Genomic DNA, 16573 nt, shown 5'->3' on the forward strand with positions numbered 1-16573 from the left:
GGCGCCCCATCGGCGGGTTCTTCCCCGCCGGAGCCCCGGTGACGGCGATCGCCAAGTCGCCCAGCAGCATCGACCTGTTCCTGACCGGGAACGACGGTGTCGTCTACACCTCCTGGTGGTACGAGGGCCAGGACTGGTCGGGTGTCGACAACAACTGGCGCCCCATCGGCGGCTACTTCCCGCCCGGGGCGAGGGTCGCGGCGACCTCGCGCAACGCCGGCAATCTCGACCTCTTCATCACCGGGAACGACGGTGTCGTCTACACCTCCTGGTGGTACGAGGGTCAGGAGTGGTCGGGTGTCGACAACAACTGGCGCCCCATCGGCGGGTTCTTCCCCGCCGGAGCCCCGGTGACGGCGATCGCCAAGTCGCCCAGCAGCATCGACCTGTTCCTGACCGGGAACGACGGTGTCGTCTACACCTCCTGGTGGTACGAGGGTCAGGACTGGTCGGGTGTCAACAACAACTGGCGGCCCATAGGCGGCTACTTCCCCTCGGGTGTACCCGTTGCCGTCACGTCTCGCAACGCCGGAAACCTGGATCTGTTCCTCACCGGGAACGACGGTGTCGTCTACACGCAGTGGTGGTACGACGGCCAGGACTGGTCCGGCGTCAACAACAACTGGCGGCCCATCGGCGGGTTCTTCCCCGTCGGAGCCCCGGTGACGGCGATCGCCAAGTCGCCCAACAGCATCGACCTGTTCATCTCCGGGAACGACGGCGTCGTGTACACGGAGTGGTGGTACGAGGGTCAGGACTGGTCGGGTGTCAACAACAACTGGCGCCCCATCGGCGGCTACTTCCCGGCCGGAGCCCCGGTGACGGCGGCTGCCCGCACGCCCGACAACCTTGACCTCTTCATCGCAGGGAACGACAACCGCATCTGGACCAATGTGTGGCAGAACGGGTCCGATTGGACGGGCCTTAGCAACAACTGGCGGGCCTTGGAGCCGGACGAGAAGAAGTTCTCCCAGGACGTGGTCACGCCGGCGGGTACCGCCCTGGGCGGGAACAGTTCCATCACGGTGCGCCGCGACGGGACGTGGACCTCGACCTTCCACATGCACGACAGTGGCGCGGTCGGCTACGACTTCCAGGTCACCTCGGCCCTGGTCTCGACCAATGGCCTGTCGCTGGTCGCCCAGCACGGCGGTCACGTCGGAGGCACATTCACCTCCGGCGACCGCAACGACGACCACACCGACGACGGATTCAGCCCCTTCATCAAGGACAACTGGGACGCCGTCGCGAACGGACGCTTCTCGGTGTCCAAGGACTACTCAGTGACCGGCGTTGCCGGCGTGGTCGACGACATCGCCAAGGCGATCCTGGACGTGGGGGCCGGAGCGGTCGGCGGTGCCCTCGGCACGGTCATCGCCCTCGGCTCGGAGGCCGGTCAACTGCTCGGCGACCTCGGCCTGGGTGGCACCTTCGGGCTGGTCTCCGGTGTCGTGGTCTTCGCCTTCGGCGGCGGCGTGGTGATGGCGATCGCCGACGGCGTCGTGGTGGGTGCGATGACGAACGAGTTGATCGACCAGCGGCCGCTGGCCCCGGACGAGGCGCAGTTCGCCGACGACGCGGTCTTCAGCGGGTCCCTGCCCGCCGACCGGATCACCCTGACCAACCTCGCGGGACTGGGCGGCCGGGCCTTCACCATTCCGGGCGCCGACGGCCGGATCTACGTCAACCTGGGCGGTGCCGCCTACGTGGCCCCGACGACCTACACCAACGCCAACTACCGGGCCAAGGGACAGTTGCTCATCCACGAGCTGACTCATGCCTGGCAGATTGCCCATTCCTCCTTCCTGCCCGGGCTGGTCTGCCAGGCGGTCGTCAACCAGGCCAACAACCAGGTGGGGGAGAACGTCTACGCATATCCGGGGCCCGGACTCGCCTGGTCCGGCTACAACCTCGAACAGCAGGCTGCCATCGTGGACCAGTGGTTCGGCGGTACCTCCATCGACGCCGCGCCCAACAGGACGCCCATGAACCCCGGTGACCCGTACTTCACCTATATCCGCGACCACATCCGGGTCGGCCAGGCCTGACCGGGAGCGATCGACCGGGCCCGCGCAGTGCGGCAGCGGTTCAGGGTGGTGGAGTTCGCGTTCGTGCTGCCGCGCATGGCTTCGGGGAAGGCGCGCAGGGCCGAGCTGCGCGAGCGGGCGGCGGGGGTCGAGTTCCGGGGTAGTCGGTGCCGCAGGCCGGGGCCGGGGCTCGTCATCCGACGGGCCCCGGCTTTCTGGCGTCCGGGGCCTAGGCGCCGTGCCGGGCGTAATGACGCTGGGCCGTCGGCCCGAGGACCCGCTCACCCCCGACGAGGTCGACCTGCGCGAACGGCTCCGGACCCAGCCCCACCCGAACGCCACAGGACACCCCCGTGGATGACGTCGCGACCGTACGCGCGAAGGTGTACGACGAACTTCTCACGCCGGCACTCCACCCGGAAACGCTGGCACTCCACCCGGAAAAAGTCGGCACTCCCCCCGGAAAGGCTCCACCCCTGAACGCCTCACTCGCAGAAGCATTGTCCGTCGTCCTGCTCCTGGCGGTGCTGGCCTGCGCGGTGATCCGGCCGTGGGGCTGGCCGGAGGCGGTCGTGGCCGTCCCCGCCGCCGGAGTGGTCATCGCCACCGGCTCGATCTCCCTCTCGCACGCGGCGGCCGAGGCCGCCCGGCTGGGCCCGGTGATCGGCTTCCTCGCGGCCGTCCTGGTCCTGGCCCAGCTGTGCGACGACGAAGGCCTGTTCCACGCCTGCGGCGCCTGGATGGCCCGCAGGGCGGCCGGCCGGCCCCGCCGCCTTCTCGTCCTCGTCTTCGTGGCCGCCTCGCTGATCACCGCGGTGCTCAGCCTGGACGCCACGGTGGTGCTGCTGACCCCGGTGGTGTTCGCCACCGCCGCCCGGCTCGGCGCCCGCGCGAAACCGCACGTCTACGCCTGCACCCACCTGTCGAACACCGCCTCGCTGCTCCTGCCGGTCTCCAACCTCACCAACCTGCTGGCGTTCGCCGCGAGCGGCCTGAGCTTCACCCGCTTCGCCGCGCTGATGGTTCTGCCGTGGCTGGTCGCGATCGGCGCCGAGTACTTGGTGATCCGCCGCTTCTTCGCCACCGACCTGGACGCGGGCGCCGAGGCCCCGCCCGCCGACGAGCCCCGCGAACTGCCGCTGTTCGCCCTGCTCACGGTGGCGGGCACCCTGGCGGGCTTCGTGCTGACCTCGGCACTCGGCATCAACCCGGCCTGGGCGGCGGCCGCAGGCGCGGCCGTCCTGGCGGCCCGTGCCCTGGCCCAGCGCCGCACCACCCCCACGGCGATCGTCCGGGCCGCGGCCCTCCCGTTCTGCGCCTTCGTGCTGGCGCTGGGCATCGTGGTCCGCGCGGTGGTCGACAACGGCCTCGGGGCCGCGCTGGGCCATCTGGTTCCCGGCGGCACCGGCCTGCCGGCCCTTTTGGCCCTCGCGGCACTGGCAGCCGTACTGGCGAACGTCATCAACAACCTGCCCGCCGTCCTGGTGCTGCTGCCGCTGACCGCCCCCACCGGACCGGGCGCCGTCCTGGCCGTGCTCCTCGGGGTGAACATCGGCCCGAACCTCACCTACGCCGGCTCCCTGGCCACCCTGCTGTGGCGGCGCATCGTGCGCGAACACGACACCGACGTGGAACTGGGCGAGTTCACCCGGCTCGGCCTGTTCGCCGTGCCCGCCGCCCTGCTGCTCTCGGTGGTGGCACTGTGGGTCTCACTGCAAGCGATCGGAGGCTGAACACCGTGACCGTCATCGTCTGGATCGTGGAGGGCACCTGGCCCGCCTGCGTCGATGCCGCGCGCACCCACGCGCCCGCAGACGCCGACCTGGTGCTGCTGCACGTCACCGGCCACGAGGTGCCCGGCGCCGCGCACGGTGCCTATGCCGGACTGCTGGGCCGGGCACGTCCCGACCGCGATCCCGGCACCGCGGTGGAACACCTGGCCGCCGCCTCCGCCGAACAGCTCCTGGCCGGCGCGGCCGAGCGGCTGGGACGCCCGTGCACCCGGCAAGAGCGCTCGGGCCGTGTCGAACGGGAAGTCGTGGCCGCCGCAGAAGGCGCCGACCTGCTCATCCTCGCCCGCGACGGGGACCGCACCCACCTCGGCCCCCGCAGCCTCGGCCCCGCCAGCCGGTTCATCGTCGACCATGCCCCCTGCCCCGTCCTGCTGGTCTGGCCGGAGACCGCACCCAGTACGGTCAACATCCCGCCACCGCCACCCCACCCGCCGCACCACCGCTAGCGGCAGCCAGGCCGGTCCCTCCACCGCTCAAGATCAAGTCCTTGGCGCCAACGGCTGTACCGATGGTCCCACCGACGCCAATTGCATCGGATGCGAATAGGCGACACTCGTCCTGGCAGCTGGCCGGAGACTGTACGGAAGCGGTCCGAGCAGGGCCGTTGGCCTCGGAGTCACCGGTAGCGGTCTTGTTGGCTGCCATCTGCGGGCCTCACTCCATCGAGCGATTGAACTGCGAAGACGCCTCCGAGTCGCATCTGATGCGAAATTCTCGCGTCAGATGCGATAGACGGAGAGTGATGGCGGATGGGTGGGGACGGTCTCGTTCCAGGGTCTGCTCGGCTGCACCTGATCGACGGTCTGCCGTTGCTGCGGCCGGACGAGCAGGTCTTCGAGGCGATGATCAAAGGCTGGCGCAACCAGCAGCTCGCCCGGAACCTCTCGCCGGGATACGTCGATGACCAGGAACGCACGGTCCGCGCCTTCACCCGGCACGCTGACGCGATGCCGTGGCAGTGGACGCCGCAGCACGTCGATGAGTGGTCGGCCGATCTGCGGGCCGTGCACGGATGCGTCCGCTCCACCCTGCGCAACTACCAGGGCTCCGTGCGGCAGTTCTGCGACTTCCTGACCAACCCGGCCTACGGCTGGAGCGACGAGTGCCTGCGGCACTTCGGTACCCACCCTGTCCAGGTGGTCTACGACTGGAACGCTGCCACGCACGCCGACGAAGCCGAGGGCGAGCCGGAACGACGGGCCTTCACCCGGCCCGAGCTGGAAGCGTTCTTCGACCACGCCGACGAGGAAGTGCTGCGTGTTCGCGGCAAGGGCCGCAAGGGCTGGCTGCCGGCCTTCCGGGACGCCGCCCTGTTCAAGGTCGCGTACGCCTACGGCCTGCGACGCAACGAGACCCGGATGCTCGACCTCACCGACTTCGGCCGCAACCCAGAAGGCCGGGAGTTCGGTGAGTACGGCACCCTGCTGGTCCGCTACGGCAAGGCCAAGAAGGGCTCGCCGCCCAAGCGCCGCAGCGTGCTGACCGTCTGGCGCTGGACACCCGGCACGATCGAGGAATGGATCAGCGAAGTCCGGCCCGGGATGCGGCATTCGCCAAGCCGGGCCCTCTGGCCGTCCGAGCGAGGCCCGCGAATCGGGGTCCAGCGGCTGGACTCCCGCTTCGCCGCCTACCGGGACGCCGTCGGCCTGGACCCCGCGCTGGAGTTCCACTCGCTGCGCAGGTCCTACATCACCCACCTGATCGAGGACGGCCACGACCCACTGTTCGTCCAGCAGCAGGTCGGCCATGCCCACGCCTCCACCACCGCGATCTACACCTGCGTCTCCTCCGACTTCCGCACTCGCTCCCTGCGCCGCGTCCTGGACGCCACCATCGAGGCCGCTCTGCGGCCGGGAAGGACCTCCTGATGCCACGCCAGATCAGCTACCGGTGGCGCCTGCGCGAGCTGATGGCCGCCCGCGGCATGTTCACTGTCGCCGAGCTCATGCCGCACCTGACCGAACGCGGCATCACGCTGTCCTCCTCTCAGGTCCACCGCCTGGTCTCCGGCACCCCGGAACGGCTCTCCCTGCCGGTGCTGGCCACCCTCTGTGACATCCTCGACTGCACGCCCACCGACCTGATCACCACCTCGGCCCAGAACCTCCCGGCCCGCCGCGCCGCCGGCGAAGAGTCTCCGATCAACCTGGCCGCCCGGCGACCCACACGGGTCCGGCTGACGCCGGAGGGGTGAGCGGTGACGCCGGAGGAGTACGAGCGGTGGATGATCCGTGACTGCGCACGCTGCGGCCGTCGGGCCTCGAAGTCCGCCGAGTGGTCGGACGGCCCGATCTGCCGGACCTGCTACGAACGCGCGATGCGCGTCCGCGGCCGCTGCCCCTGTTGCGGCACCGACCGGCTGCTGCCCGGGCGGGACACCGATGGCACACCGATCTGCCGCGACTGCGCGGGCATCGTCCGCGACTTCTTCTGTGATCGCTGCGGCTTCGAGGGGCTCCTACTCGGCGGGCGTCTTTGCGAACACTGCACCCTCGCCGACACGCTCGCCCACCTCCTCGACGACGGCACTGGCCGTGTCGCTCCGGCGTTCCTGCCGCTGGTCAAGACCCTGCTGGAGATGGACCGGCCCAAGAGCCGACTGATCTGGCTGCGCAACTCCAACGTCGTCCGCCTCCTCCAGGGACTGGCCACCGGCAGCATCCCACTCACCCACGACGGGCTGCACCAGGAAACCCCCTGGCGAACCGTTACTCACCTGCGTGACCTGCTGATGGACAGCGGAGTCCTGCCACGCCTCGACCGGCAGCTCCTCCTCTACCAGCGGTGGCTGACCGAACGGCTCGCCACCATCGAGGAGCCCGAGCACCGTCAGCTTCTCCGGCACTTCGCCACCTGGCACCAGATGCGGCGCCTGCGGGCAAAGGCAGAGAAGGCACCACTGGGACGCTCCCAGACCAACCACACCAAGCAGGAAGTCACCCAGGCCGGTGCCTTCCTCGCATGGCTCGCCAGCCAAGGACGTGCCATCGGGCAGTGCCAGCAGTCCGACATCGACGCCTGGCACACCGAGAGCCTGGCCACCCGCCGTCCGTCCCAGTCATTCCTGCGGTGGTGCATGAGGACCGGCCGGATGCCCCGCCTCACGCTGCCGCCCGCCGTCATCACCCAGGACCCGGAACCGCTGCACCAGCACCGCCGGCTCGCGATGCTCCGCCGCGTCCTCAATGACGACTCCTTGCCCCTGCGGGCCAGGGTCGCCGCCGCGCTCGTTCTCCTCTATGCGCAACCCGTCAGCCGCATCGTCCGCCTCACCATCAACGACGTCACCGACGACGAGATCACCGTCACCGTCCAGTTGGGAGACCCACCGTCCCCGCTGCCGGCGCCCGTCGCCGACCTGATGCGGGCCTACATCCGGTCCCGCCAGCACCTGCCCTACGCCAGCAGCAGAAGCTCACAATGGCTCTTCCCCGGCCGCCAGCCCGGACAGCCGATGAACCCGGTCAGCCTCCAGGTCCATCTGCGCGAGATCGGCGTCCCGCCGCAGCGCGGCAGGGCCTCCGCAATCCGGCACCTCGTCCTCCAAGCCCCGGCCCCCGTCATCGCGAAGGCACTCGGCTATCACGACAAGACCACTACCCGCCTGGTCACCGAGGCCGGCGGAACCTGGAGCCGATACGCCCCCGGCGACCACTGAGGAGTGCGTCCTCGATGGGGCCACGTGCCTGTCAGCCCCGCTCGATAGGGTCCGCATCGCAGCCAGCCGCGGAAGGACTCTCACATGACAACGTTTGACGAGCTCACTGCCTGGGCCGGCACAGGGAACGTCACAAGGGCAGACTCGGAAGTCGTGTCGGGCTGGCAGATCCCCGAGGATCAGAAGGCACTACTGGTTGATGTCGGGATCCCCATCGTCGACCAGTTGATCGAGTACGTATCGTTCCAGGTGGAAGCGGCTCCAGCACTCCAGACGTCAGATGGTAGGTCGCTCTACCGCCTAACCCAGAATCACCATGGCAACCTCGTGCCCGGCATGGAATGGTCGTTCGGCGTCGAACCCGGGACAGGCACGGTCCACTACGTCCTTCCGCAAGGCGAGGCATGGTTCGCCAACTCCTCCATCGACCTCTGGCTGCGGACCCTTCACCACTACGGCCGGCACGTCAGCGAGTCCGAGATCCTCAGCGATCCGGATGACCGCGAGGAGGAAGCCCTGGCCGAGCTCAGCATGCTCGCTGACGAACTCAAGAAGATCGATCCACCTGCCTTCGACGGCTACAACGGTTTCATCTGGGCCGAGTTCCTCGACCGCTGGCTCTGGTAGTTACCCGCGGCCGCCACGATCCCCAAGCGATCACTCACCGTGTCCCGCGAGTCGAGCGGCTCGCGAATACGCGACACCGCAACATGCGAGCCCACCAGTCCCACAGCCGGTCCTCGACGGCACCGCCGACGCGGCGGTGGACACGCTCGTTGAACGGACCGAGGACGTAGCGTCTGCCAAAAATTCTGACAGCTGCAACGGTTCCCTGTGGGTTCCCTGTTCAGTTCCTAGGGGGCCACCAAGTAGTTCCGCAGGATCCCGGCCCAGGCCCCGCCGACTCCGAGGTGTCCGGAGACGTACGTCGGGAAGTCGGGCGTGAAGCTCTAGCCGTCGAGGCCCGACTCCAGGGGCTGCCAGTGGTGTCCGGCTCCGTGCGGACCCGACCAGGCCCGCTCGATCGCGGCCCGGGCCCAGCCTGCGCCGGGCTGGGTTCTACGGTGGTTCACCGTGCGTCAGATCTGGTCCGCGAGGCGCACGTAGTCGTAGTAGAGAGGATCCCCGTCCTCGTCCACCGGGTACTCGTAGCTGCTCTGGTTGGCGAGGACGACCTTCAGATCCGGCAGCTCGTCGAAGCCGAGGTCGTTCTCGGTGATCTCGTGGCCCCGCTCCGCGAACAGCTCGAAGAGGTCCGCACTCGGGGTGCGGAAGACGTCGAGACCGTCGAGGAGTACGCGTACGTCGGCGTCCTCGTCGAGGAACCGGAACAGCTCCACGCCGCTCAGCGCGCCCTTGGTGAAGCCCAGCATCACGTTCAGGCCGGACGGGTCGTGCTTGAGCAGGATCTGCCCCGGCTCCGGGTCACTGGAGGCGACCCGCAGCAGCCCCCACGCCGGGACCGCGTCGCGCGCCTCCCGCGCCGACATGCCGAGCCGCAGCGGCCCGACACCGACCAGCGGCAGCAGTTCCAGTTCCATGTTCCGTACTTCGCCTTTCCCGATGCCCTGGTGACGTGCCGCCGGCCTCATCTGTCGCCTCGGCGATGCGGCGGCCGTCGGCCACGTCGAGCGCCACGCACAGGCGAGCGGCAGCGGTCGGTTCCCGCGGAGATCCGCGCCCATGTCGCCGATCACGGCGAGGCGCCGATGGTCGCGATCCGGCTCCTGGGCGCGTGGGCGAGCAGCCGCCCCTGGGAGGTACCCCGCCGCGGCAGGGTGTGGGCGGGCAGCCGCACGTGCCGGGGCGAGCGGCAAGCACCGGCCCCGGCAGATGCGGCCGTTGCTCAGCGCCGTGCCTCGCCGAGGTACTGGTCGGCCCAGGCGCTGATGATGTGCGCGGCCCGCTGTGCCTGCCCTCGCGCGGTCAGCAGATGGTCCGCCCCTTCGAGCGAGATGAAACTGCGCGGGTGCCGGGCCTCTTGGAAGATCTCCGCGGCATTGGAGATGTCGACGGTGGAGTCGGTGGGGGAGTGCGCGACGAGGAGCGGAACGTTCAGCTCGCCGATCCGGTCGCGCAGGTGTGCCTTGCGCACGTCCTCGACGAAGGCGCGCTTGAGGACGAGGGTCCGCCCCCCGACGAACCACTCGTGCGCCCCGTCGCTGAGCACGCGGTCCAGGACCGAGTCGTACTGCCGCTCGACGTGGCTGGGGTCGACGGGTGCGGCGATCGTGGCCAGCGCGCGCAGGCCGGGCATCTCGCCGGCGGAGGCGAGGGCGGCGGCGCCTCCCCACGAGTGCCCCACCAGCAGGTCCACGGGTGTCCCGCGCTCGGCCATGAATGCCGCGGCGCGGACCGTGTCCTGCACCTTGACGGTGAAGGAACCGTCTCCCCAGTCACCGTCGGAGTCTCCGATGCCGAGATTGTCGAAGCGCAGCATGCCGATGCCCTCGCGGGCCAGCTGCTTGCTGACGCGCGAGGCGGCCGGCGAGTCCTTGCCGAGGGTGAAGCCGTGGACGAAGAGCCCCCAGCCCCGGACCTTGCCCTCCGGCAGGTCGATCACCCCGGCAAGTTCGGGGCCGACGACGCTCGGGAATCGCACTTTTTCTTTCATCTGTGGTGCTCACCTAGGCAGAAATCGATCAGTGGGACAAGGGGCGGCGGCCCGCTCGGCGCCCGCACGGGACACGAGCGACACCAGCCGGCGCCACCGCTAGCCGACGAGCAGCATGCCACGTGCTGATCACCAGTCTCGACAGGCAAGACGCCAACCGCTCAGTGGAGGACCCGGCAACCCTCCGCCACCCACCAGCGGCCACGCGCCGCCACGCGGGCGGGCCGACGGCTGGAGATCCGCCCGGGCGAGTATCGACACACGCACCAGGGTGGCGTCAGGCGGGCTGCCGGGCGGGCGTCACCGAAGCGGCCACGACGGTGCGGGTCTCGCGCAGTATCAGCAGGCCGTTGACCACCATCAGGGTCGCGGTCAGGCAGTGGACGCCCAGCGCGGTGGCTACGGAGCCGTGGTGGGCCAGCACGTTGGTCATGTCGCCGTACGCGGCGAAGGCCTCCACCAGCATCGCCCAGCCCAGCGCCCGGCGATGCCCCGTCACCAGCAGGATGCCCAGGACCAGGGCCATGACGACGTCGCGGGTTCCCTTGACGATCAGGAAGCCGCCGCCGTCGCCGGACGGCCAGCTCGGCAGGCCGAAGGTCGGCGCCACCGTCTCCGGGATCAGGATGAACTCCGACCCGAACCAGAGGATGAAGAGGATGAAAGCGGCGGCCAGGACGGTGTTGATCTTCTTCAGCGACATTGCTGTTCTCCTTGCGAGTCTTCGTCGGCTTGGTGAACTTCGTGGAGCGTGCTGAGTCGTGTGAGGCCTGATCAGGCCGCGCGGACGCGGCTGATCGAGGGGAGTGGTTGGCCGGGATCGCCGTTGTGGGGTCTGAGCGGCAGCTGCGTTCCCGGATGGAGGCAGTTCGGCTGCCTGCTGCCGCCCGGGGAACGGGGATCGTGCGCCACCGGCGCGGCGTCGGCCCGCGGGCTCAGACGAGGGCGGCGACGAGCAGGGTGAAGGCGGCGATGATGACGGCGACGCGGGCGTAGTGGTAGCGCTCCCAGCGGTGCAGTTGCTGCTTCCAGTCGGCGGGCCGGTTCTCGGGGGTCCAGGTCTTGTTCCGGTTGTTGATCGGGACGAGCAGCACCACCGACATGACCACGCTGACGATCAGCAGTCCGGCGGCGGTGACGACGAGGCCGGTGCCGGGGTGGCCCCATCCGGCGACGGCCCAGACCGCGACGAGGACGACCGAGCCGATGTACCAGACCGGCATCACGGCGCCGAGCATCCGGCCGCCGTGGGCGTGGCCGAGCTGGCGGCTGTCCTCGGGAAGCGCGTCCAGGATCCGGTTCATGACGAAGACGACGGAGAACTCCACCCCCACCATCAGCCCGACAGTCACGGTGGTGAACACCTCGAGTGCGTTGAGCATGATGCCCCTCCAGAATCTAGCGTTGCTAGCTGATGAGGCAACGATAGTGCTGCTATCGCTCGGTTGTCTAGCGATGCTAGGATCGAATCATGTCGGTACAGGAACGCAAGCAGCGTGAACGGGCGGAGCGCGAACGCCTCATCGTGGCCACGGCCCGCGAACTCGCCGAGCAGCAGGGCTGGGACGCGGTCACCACCCGCCGGCTCGCCGAGAGCATCGAGTACAGCCAGCCCGTCCTCTACAGCCACTTCCGCGGCAAGCGGGAGATCATCGGCGCCGTCGCGCTCCAGGGCGCCACCGAGATGGCCGTGGCGGTGCGGGCCGCGACCGCTGCCGCGGATGGGCCCCGCGCCCGGGTCGCCGCGCTCGCCCACGCGTACCTCGACTTCGCGGCACGCAACCCAGCGGTCTACGACGCCCTGTTCCAGCTCGACGGTGGTCTGGCGTACGCGCAGGAGGACACCCCGGAGCCGCTGAAGGACGCCTTCGCCGCGCTGCTGGAGAGCCTGGGCGAGGTCGCCGGGGACGGCGTTCACCCGGGACTGTTCACCGAGACGTTCTGGGCGGCCCTGCACGGACTGGCCACCCTGACCCGCGCGGGACGGCTCCCGCCGGAGGACACCGAGCGCAGGGTGGAGCTGGTGGTGGACCGGCTCGCCATCGCCTGACACACCATCCAGGCAGGCACACAGCCGGGCCGCCCCTCGGACCCTGCCTGCCTACCTACCTACCTGCCTGCGGCAACGCTTCCGGTCGGGGCAGCTGAGGCGGGGCCGTTGCTGCGGCGGCCGACGGCGAGGTCGGCCGCATCGCACCTGGAGTCACTGCCGTGGCGGCGTCGCTCTTCACCGGTGTCTCCAGCTGTCCGGCCCAGACCGAGCTGAAGAGCCGAACGGGCGGCGGGCAGCCTCAGCCGGGAGGGCAGCGGCAGCCTCGCCCGGGAGGGCAGCGGGTCAGCGACCGCGAGCAGGCTGCGGGCCTGTACCGCGCGGCCAGGATCCGCGGCGGTGGCGGCGGGCGCCCGCTCGGCGTGTAGGCGATGAGTACCTCGTCGGCCAGTGCCGGCGGCCGGACGGGGCTTCGGGGGGCCTCTGCCCAAGCCACGTGCAGCGGCAGCGAGTCGAGGCCGAATTCAGAGGCCGCCAACTGGGGCTGGGATGCGCGGAGCCGATCGGCCAGGGGGCCGGGCAAGCCAGACAGTGCCACCCGAACGGCCCACGCTGGGGTGCTCTGTGTGGGGCTCACTGCGGTTCAGGTGGGCCAACGGTGCGCGCTCTTCAGGGCAGGGGCGTGGGCCCCGAGGGCCCGCCTGCGAGCAACTGAGGAGGTCCGGGTCGTCTACGGCAGCCGTCACATGGGGGCGCCGTGAACGAGCGGCGAACCAGGTGACAGGTAGCCCTTCGGCAGCCTGCGGATCGATGGAACGTCTTGGCCAGGGGGTGTGGGTCGGCGCGCCGGAGACGGACGCGGCTAAGCCTGGGGGTCGGCCGGTTCCCGAGTCGTGGTCTGTTGCGGGTTTTCGGTGGCGGCCCAGGCGGCGAGAAGCTGGAGCTTGTCGTGGTCGGGGGTGTTGTGGGGCGCGCTGTAGGCGGTGAGGGTGAGGCCGGGCTGGGCGGGCAGTTCCATGGCGTCGAAGTCGAGGGTGATCTCGCCGATGGCGGGATGACGGAAGGACTTGCGGCCGCCGTAGTGGAGGCGCACGTTGTGCTTGGCCCAGGCGGTGCGGAACTCCTCGCTGCGGGTGACGAGTTCGCCGATCAGTCCGGTCAGTTCGCTGTCACCGGGCGCGCGGCCGGCCTCGGTGCGCAGCAGGGAGACGGTGGTGTTCACCGATTCGTCCCAGGCAGGGAAGAAGTCGGGCCCGGCCGGGTCGAGGAACTGGAAGCGGGCGATGTTGGCCGGCTGCCGCATGTCGTCGGCGTAGAGAGGGCTGTACAGGGCCCGGCCGAGAGTGTTGGTGGCGAGGATGTCGAGGCGGCCGTTACGGATGAAGGCGGGGCAGTCGCTCATGGAGTTCAGCACACGCAGGGCGCTGTCGGGCAGAGGGCCGCGGGGCCGCCTGGTGCGGCGGGCGGGGCGTTTGGCGGTGGCGCGGGCCAGGTCCTGCAAGTGGGCGCGTTCGGCGTCGTCGAGCTGGAGGGCGTTCGCGACGGAGCCGAGGACTTCCTCCGAGGCGCCGGCGAGGTGGCCGCGCTCCAGGCGGACGTAGTAGTCGATGCTGACGCCTGCGAGCAGGGCGACTTCCTCGCGGCGCAGACCGGGCACGCGCCGGTTACCGCCGTAGGCGGGCAGTCCGGCCTGCTGCGGGGTGATCTTGGCTCGGCGGGAGGCCAGGAAGGCGCGGATGTCGTCCTGAGTGCTCACGCCCTCCAGGCTAGGGCGAAGGGCCCCTGCGTGGGGGGTTCTGTCAGTACCTGTAACGGCAGACCCTTCTGCACCCTGGTGGCCTGAGGTTTCCTCGATATCAGGCGCCGGTCGTACCGGCCGGCGCCGCCCCGACGAGCGGCCCACGGGCTGCCGCGGGAGCCCGGAACACCCAGGGTGGACCGTACTGGACCGTACCCACCCGCTGAGATCGAAGGACCCGTACTTCATGCCGAAGCAGCGTGCGCCGCAGGAGCTGGCCGCCATTGCGCCCAAGCTGGTCGAGGTGACCAACGACGTCCTGTTCGCCGACGTCTGGGAGCGCCCTGGGCTCTCCCCGCGCGACCGGAGCCTTGTCACCGTGAGCGTGCTGGCCGCGCTCTACCGCAGCGAGCAGCTTGGCTACCACCTCGGTGTCGCCCTGGACAACGGACTGAGCGTCGAGGACTTGTCCGAGGCCATCACCCACCTCGCCTTCTACGCAGGTTGGCCCAACGCCATGACCGCGATCACCCAGCTCAAGAAGATCGCCGACGAGCGCGCGAGCGCCTGAACCGCATCCCCTCCCGCCCCACCCGTACAGAACTGAGGAAGCAGTCAGCATGGAGCACATCACCTCGACCCCGACCGGCAAGGCCCCCGCGGAGCGGTTCACCGGTGACGTCTACCTCAACATGATCGAGGCGCCGACCGAGCCCGCCCGACTGGCCGCCGGCCTGGTCCGCTTCACCCCTGGCGCCCGCACCAACTGGCACACCCACGCCAACGGCCAGACCCTCTACATCACCGACGGCACTGGCCTGGTCGGCACCCGCGACGGCCACGTCGTGAAGGTCACCGCGGGTGAGACCGTCAAGTGCCCCGCCGGTGAGGAGCACTGGCACGGCGCCACCGAGAACACCCTCATGGCCCACATCGCAATGGTCGTCGGCGACGGCAACGGTGACGGCACCACCTGGCTGGAGCCCGTCACCGACGAGCAGTACGCAAAAGCTCAGGCCACCGTCGCCTGACCGCCCAGCCCAGCCCTGACCAGGGAACCCGCGGCCGTCAGCATGTCCGGCCACCGCGTGATCACCTTGTTCAAGGTCACCCGGTTGCTTGCGGGCCAGGTCCTCCACCTCCCCGTACGTGCCCGTCCCGACGCCGGGCATCGTGGCCCGCCAGAACCGCTGGTCGTCCTCGTCAGCAAGCCAGGGCGTTGTTGGAGTGTGGTCGCATGCGATGGCACGGCCCGAGATATCGAGAGGCTCAGGGAGAGCGTGGAGGCGTTCCTGGCTCTGGAGGCTGAGCGTCAGACTGCGGGACAGCACTGCCTGCGGTGAGGAGACGGCGCCCTGAGCGCCGGTGTGGATCCTGCGGTGGTCTGGAGCGAACTGGCCCGGCTGCACTGGCCGTTGGGTCCGCCAAGCGGCAGGTCGCAGGCGCGTCGTGTCGATCTTGCAGCCGAGATCCGTGCCTGTACTTCGAAGAAGGCGGCACTCACGGTGCTGGACCGCGAGCGGATCAAGCCGGAAGGCAGCCGAAGCCTCAACGCCCTTGCCGAGCAACTGGTCAAGGAGCTGGCCGGATACAGCGTGGAACTGGATCGCGGCGCCGCCCATACGTATATGGCCGAGCTGCACAAACACTGACAGCCCCAGCCGTTACGGATGACCTGGTGGGTGGCCCGGGTGCTCTGCTTCTACGGCGAGTTCGACGAACGGGACGCCGTCATCGCCGAGCGCACCTACCCCGGACGTCGTCCGCTGAGCAATCGGGCTCACGACCTGGAGGTACATCCCGCAGGACCCGGCGCGGGCCGTGTCCCGGCCGAAGGGTGAACTGGGCACTCATCACCACGATGACCCGCTGCCTGGCCCACCCCCCCCGCACCGACAACGGGTCGAAGAAGGCCAGGGCTGCTCAGGGGTGATTCCATACGAGCGTATAGCGCCAGAACAGCCGTCGCCGTATCCGCGCTCCGGGGAGGACGTCTCCGGCTTCACGGACGATGTCGTCGAAGGTCATGTCCGCTGAGCGAGTAGGAGCCGTCATAGAGACGGGCCGCGGCGAGGGACGGCCTCTGTTCTTCAGCCAGCCCATGACGACGTTCGCCGCAATGGCAGCGCCACCAAGCAAATGGTCAACAGAGGTCTGGGCGCGGGACAGGCCGACGACCACCAAGGTTCCTCCGGGCTCCAGATGCCGGCGGAAACAGGTGAGTGTCTGGGCGAACGGCAGATGGTGGATCGTGGCGACGCAGGTGATGACGTCGTAGGAGCCCGCAGGGAACTCGGCCACTGCATCCGCGACGGTGAAAGCCACGGGAAGCGCAGCAGGTGTCAGCTCCTGAGCCTGAGCGGTGATCACCGGATCAGAATCGACTGCCTTCACGGCGGAGGCACGTCCGGCCAGGAGCCGTGCGAGGTCACCACTCCCAGAGCCGACGTCCAGGGCATTGTTGAAGCGTCTCGGTAGTTGCCGCAGGATCCAGCGGTGGTAGTGGGCGTTGTGATCCCACGGATAAGCGGCATTGAACCGTTCAAGGGCCCGAAGGACACAAGGCGACAGCATCTTCATCCACCCAATCCACCTAGTCCACCTAGTCCACCTAGTCCACCAAGTCTCGGAAGCCAGCACACTCAGGCGGGCGCCAACAGTCCTACTCGCGGGTTACGTGTCCCCTGGTGTCCGAGGTGGGAATCCGGGGCGAAGATCGCCGCTGTCTTTCGCTGTCCTGCCGTAACCGCAGC

General features: G+C 69.4%; 19 protein-coding genes. 12 read left to right on the forward strand and 7 right to left on the reverse strand.

Annotated elements, in window-relative coordinates:
* The 7 genes from EOT10_RS41135 to EOT10_RS04670 all read left to right on the forward strand — a co-directional run.
* The coding region (locus EOT10_RS41135) for a PLL family lectin (protein ID WP_488803544.1) at positions 1-2048 on the forward strand (2048 nt) is incomplete at its 5' end.
* 455 nt (positions 2049-2503) lie between these two features.
* Complete coding sequence (locus EOT10_RS04640) at positions 2504-3760, forward strand: SLC13 family permease (protein ID WP_127827308.1); 1257 nt, start codon at positions 2504-2506, stop codon at positions 3758-3760.
* 5 nt (positions 3761-3765) lie between these two features.
* Positions 3766-4266 (forward strand): universal stress protein, encoded by a 501-nt coding sequence (locus EOT10_RS04645; protein WP_127826777.1) that lies wholly within the window; start codon positions 3766-3768, stop codon positions 4264-4266.
* Positions 4267-4569: 303 nt separating this feature from the next.
* The gene (locus tag EOT10_RS04650; protein ID WP_127826778.1) at positions 4570-5688 is read left to right on the forward strand and encodes a tyrosine-type recombinase/integrase; all 1119 of its coding nucleotides are present in this window, start codon (positions 4570-4572) and stop codon (positions 5686-5688) included.
* Positions 5688-6014, forward strand: a complete 327-nt coding sequence (locus tag EOT10_RS04655; protein ID WP_127826779.1) for a helix-turn-helix domain-containing protein — start codon at positions 5688-5690, stop codon at positions 6012-6014. Before EOT10_RS04650 ends, EOT10_RS04655 begins: the two co-directional genes overlap by 1 nt.
* Positions 6015-6017: 3 nt before the next feature.
* Entirely contained in the window at positions 6018-7478 is a 1461-nt protein-coding gene (locus EOT10_RS41140) for a site-specific integrase (protein WP_189491184.1), read from the forward strand.
* A gap of 84 nt (positions 7479-7562) precedes the next feature.
* On the forward strand, positions 7563-8105 hold the full coding sequence (locus tag EOT10_RS04670; protein WP_127826781.1) for an SUKH-4 family immunity protein: 543 nt from the start codon (positions 7563-7565) through the stop codon (positions 8103-8105).
* A gap of 323 nt (positions 8106-8428) precedes the next feature.
* Here EOT10_RS04670 and EOT10_RS42560 read toward each other — a convergent pair whose 3' ends face one another.
* The 5 genes from EOT10_RS42560 to EOT10_RS04690 form a co-directional block, all read right to left on the reverse strand.
* Positions 8429-8551, reverse strand: a complete 123-nt coding sequence (locus EOT10_RS42560; protein ID WP_262985397.1) for a hypothetical protein — start codon at positions 8549-8551, stop codon at positions 8429-8431.
* Positions 8552-8557: 6 nt separating this feature from the next.
* Positions 8558-9019, reverse strand: a complete 462-nt coding sequence (locus EOT10_RS04675; protein ID WP_127826782.1) for a hypothetical protein — start codon at positions 9017-9019, stop codon at positions 8558-8560.
* Positions 9020-9324: 305 nt separating this feature from the next.
* On the reverse strand, positions 9325-10080 hold the full coding sequence (locus EOT10_RS04680; protein ID WP_223280796.1) for an alpha/beta hydrolase family protein: 756 nt from the start codon (positions 10078-10080) through the stop codon (positions 9325-9327).
* Between the two features lie 289 nt (positions 10081-10369).
* The gene (locus tag EOT10_RS04685; RefSeq protein WP_127826784.1) at positions 10370-10795 is read right to left on the reverse strand and encodes a DUF4267 domain-containing protein; all 426 of its coding nucleotides are present in this window, start codon (positions 10793-10795) and stop codon (positions 10370-10372) included.
* Between the two features lie 232 nt (positions 10796-11027).
* Positions 11028-11474 (reverse strand): anthrone oxygenase family protein, encoded by a 447-nt coding sequence (locus EOT10_RS04690; protein ID WP_127826785.1) that lies wholly within the window; start codon positions 11472-11474, stop codon positions 11028-11030.
* 89 nt (positions 11475-11563) lie between these two features.
* On the opposite strand from EOT10_RS04690, the gene EOT10_RS04695 reads away from it, so the two are divergent.
* Entirely contained in the window at positions 11564-12142 is a 579-nt protein-coding gene (locus EOT10_RS04695) for a TetR/AcrR family transcriptional regulator (protein WP_127826786.1), read from the forward strand.
* An 802-nt stretch (positions 12143-12944) separates the two neighbouring features.
* Here the strand turns inward: EOT10_RS04695 and EOT10_RS04700 are convergent.
* On the reverse strand, positions 12945-13838 hold the full coding sequence (locus EOT10_RS04700) for a helix-turn-helix transcriptional regulator (RefSeq protein ID WP_127826787.1): 894 nt from the start codon (positions 13836-13838) through the stop codon (positions 12945-12947).
* Between the two features lie 229 nt (positions 13839-14067).
* Between EOT10_RS04700 and EOT10_RS04705 the strand changes: the two genes are divergently transcribed.
* The 4 genes from EOT10_RS04705 to EOT10_RS41145 all read left to right on the forward strand — a co-directional run bounded on the left by EOT10_RS04705 (position 14068) and on the right by EOT10_RS41145 (position 15661).
* On the forward strand, positions 14068-14391 hold the full coding sequence (locus EOT10_RS04705; protein WP_127826788.1) for a carboxymuconolactone decarboxylase family protein: 324 nt from the start codon (positions 14068-14070) through the stop codon (positions 14389-14391).
* Between the two features lie 49 nt (positions 14392-14440).
* A complete protein-coding gene (locus EOT10_RS04710) occupies positions 14441-14851 on the forward strand; it encodes a (R)-mandelonitrile lyase (protein ID WP_127826789.1) in 411 nt (136 codons plus the stop codon).
* 348 nt (positions 14852-15199) lie between these two features.
* Positions 15200-15472 carry a hypothetical protein gene (locus EOT10_RS04715; RefSeq protein ID WP_127826790.1) on the forward strand — a complete coding sequence of 91 codons (273 nt, stop codon included), beginning with the start codon at positions 15200-15202 and terminating at the stop codon, positions 15470-15472.
* A gap of 18 nt (positions 15473-15490) precedes the next feature.
* Positions 15491-15661: a hypothetical protein gene (locus EOT10_RS41145; protein WP_189491190.1), complete on the forward strand. Its 171-nt coding sequence runs from the start codon at positions 15491-15493 to the stop codon at positions 15659-15661.
* Positions 15662-15743: 82 nt separating this feature from the next.
* Here EOT10_RS41145 and EOT10_RS04720 read toward each other — a convergent pair whose 3' ends face one another.
* Positions 15744-16400, reverse strand: a complete 657-nt coding sequence (locus tag EOT10_RS04720) for a class I SAM-dependent methyltransferase (RefSeq protein WP_127826791.1) — start codon at positions 16398-16400, stop codon at positions 15744-15746.
* Positions 16401-16573: the final 173 nt, after the last annotated feature.

It is taken from the genome of Streptomyces antnestii, from assembly GCF_004005495.1.
Classification (GTDB): domain Bacteria; phylum Actinomycetota; class Actinomycetes; order Streptomycetales; family Streptomycetaceae; genus Streptomyces; species Streptomyces antnestii.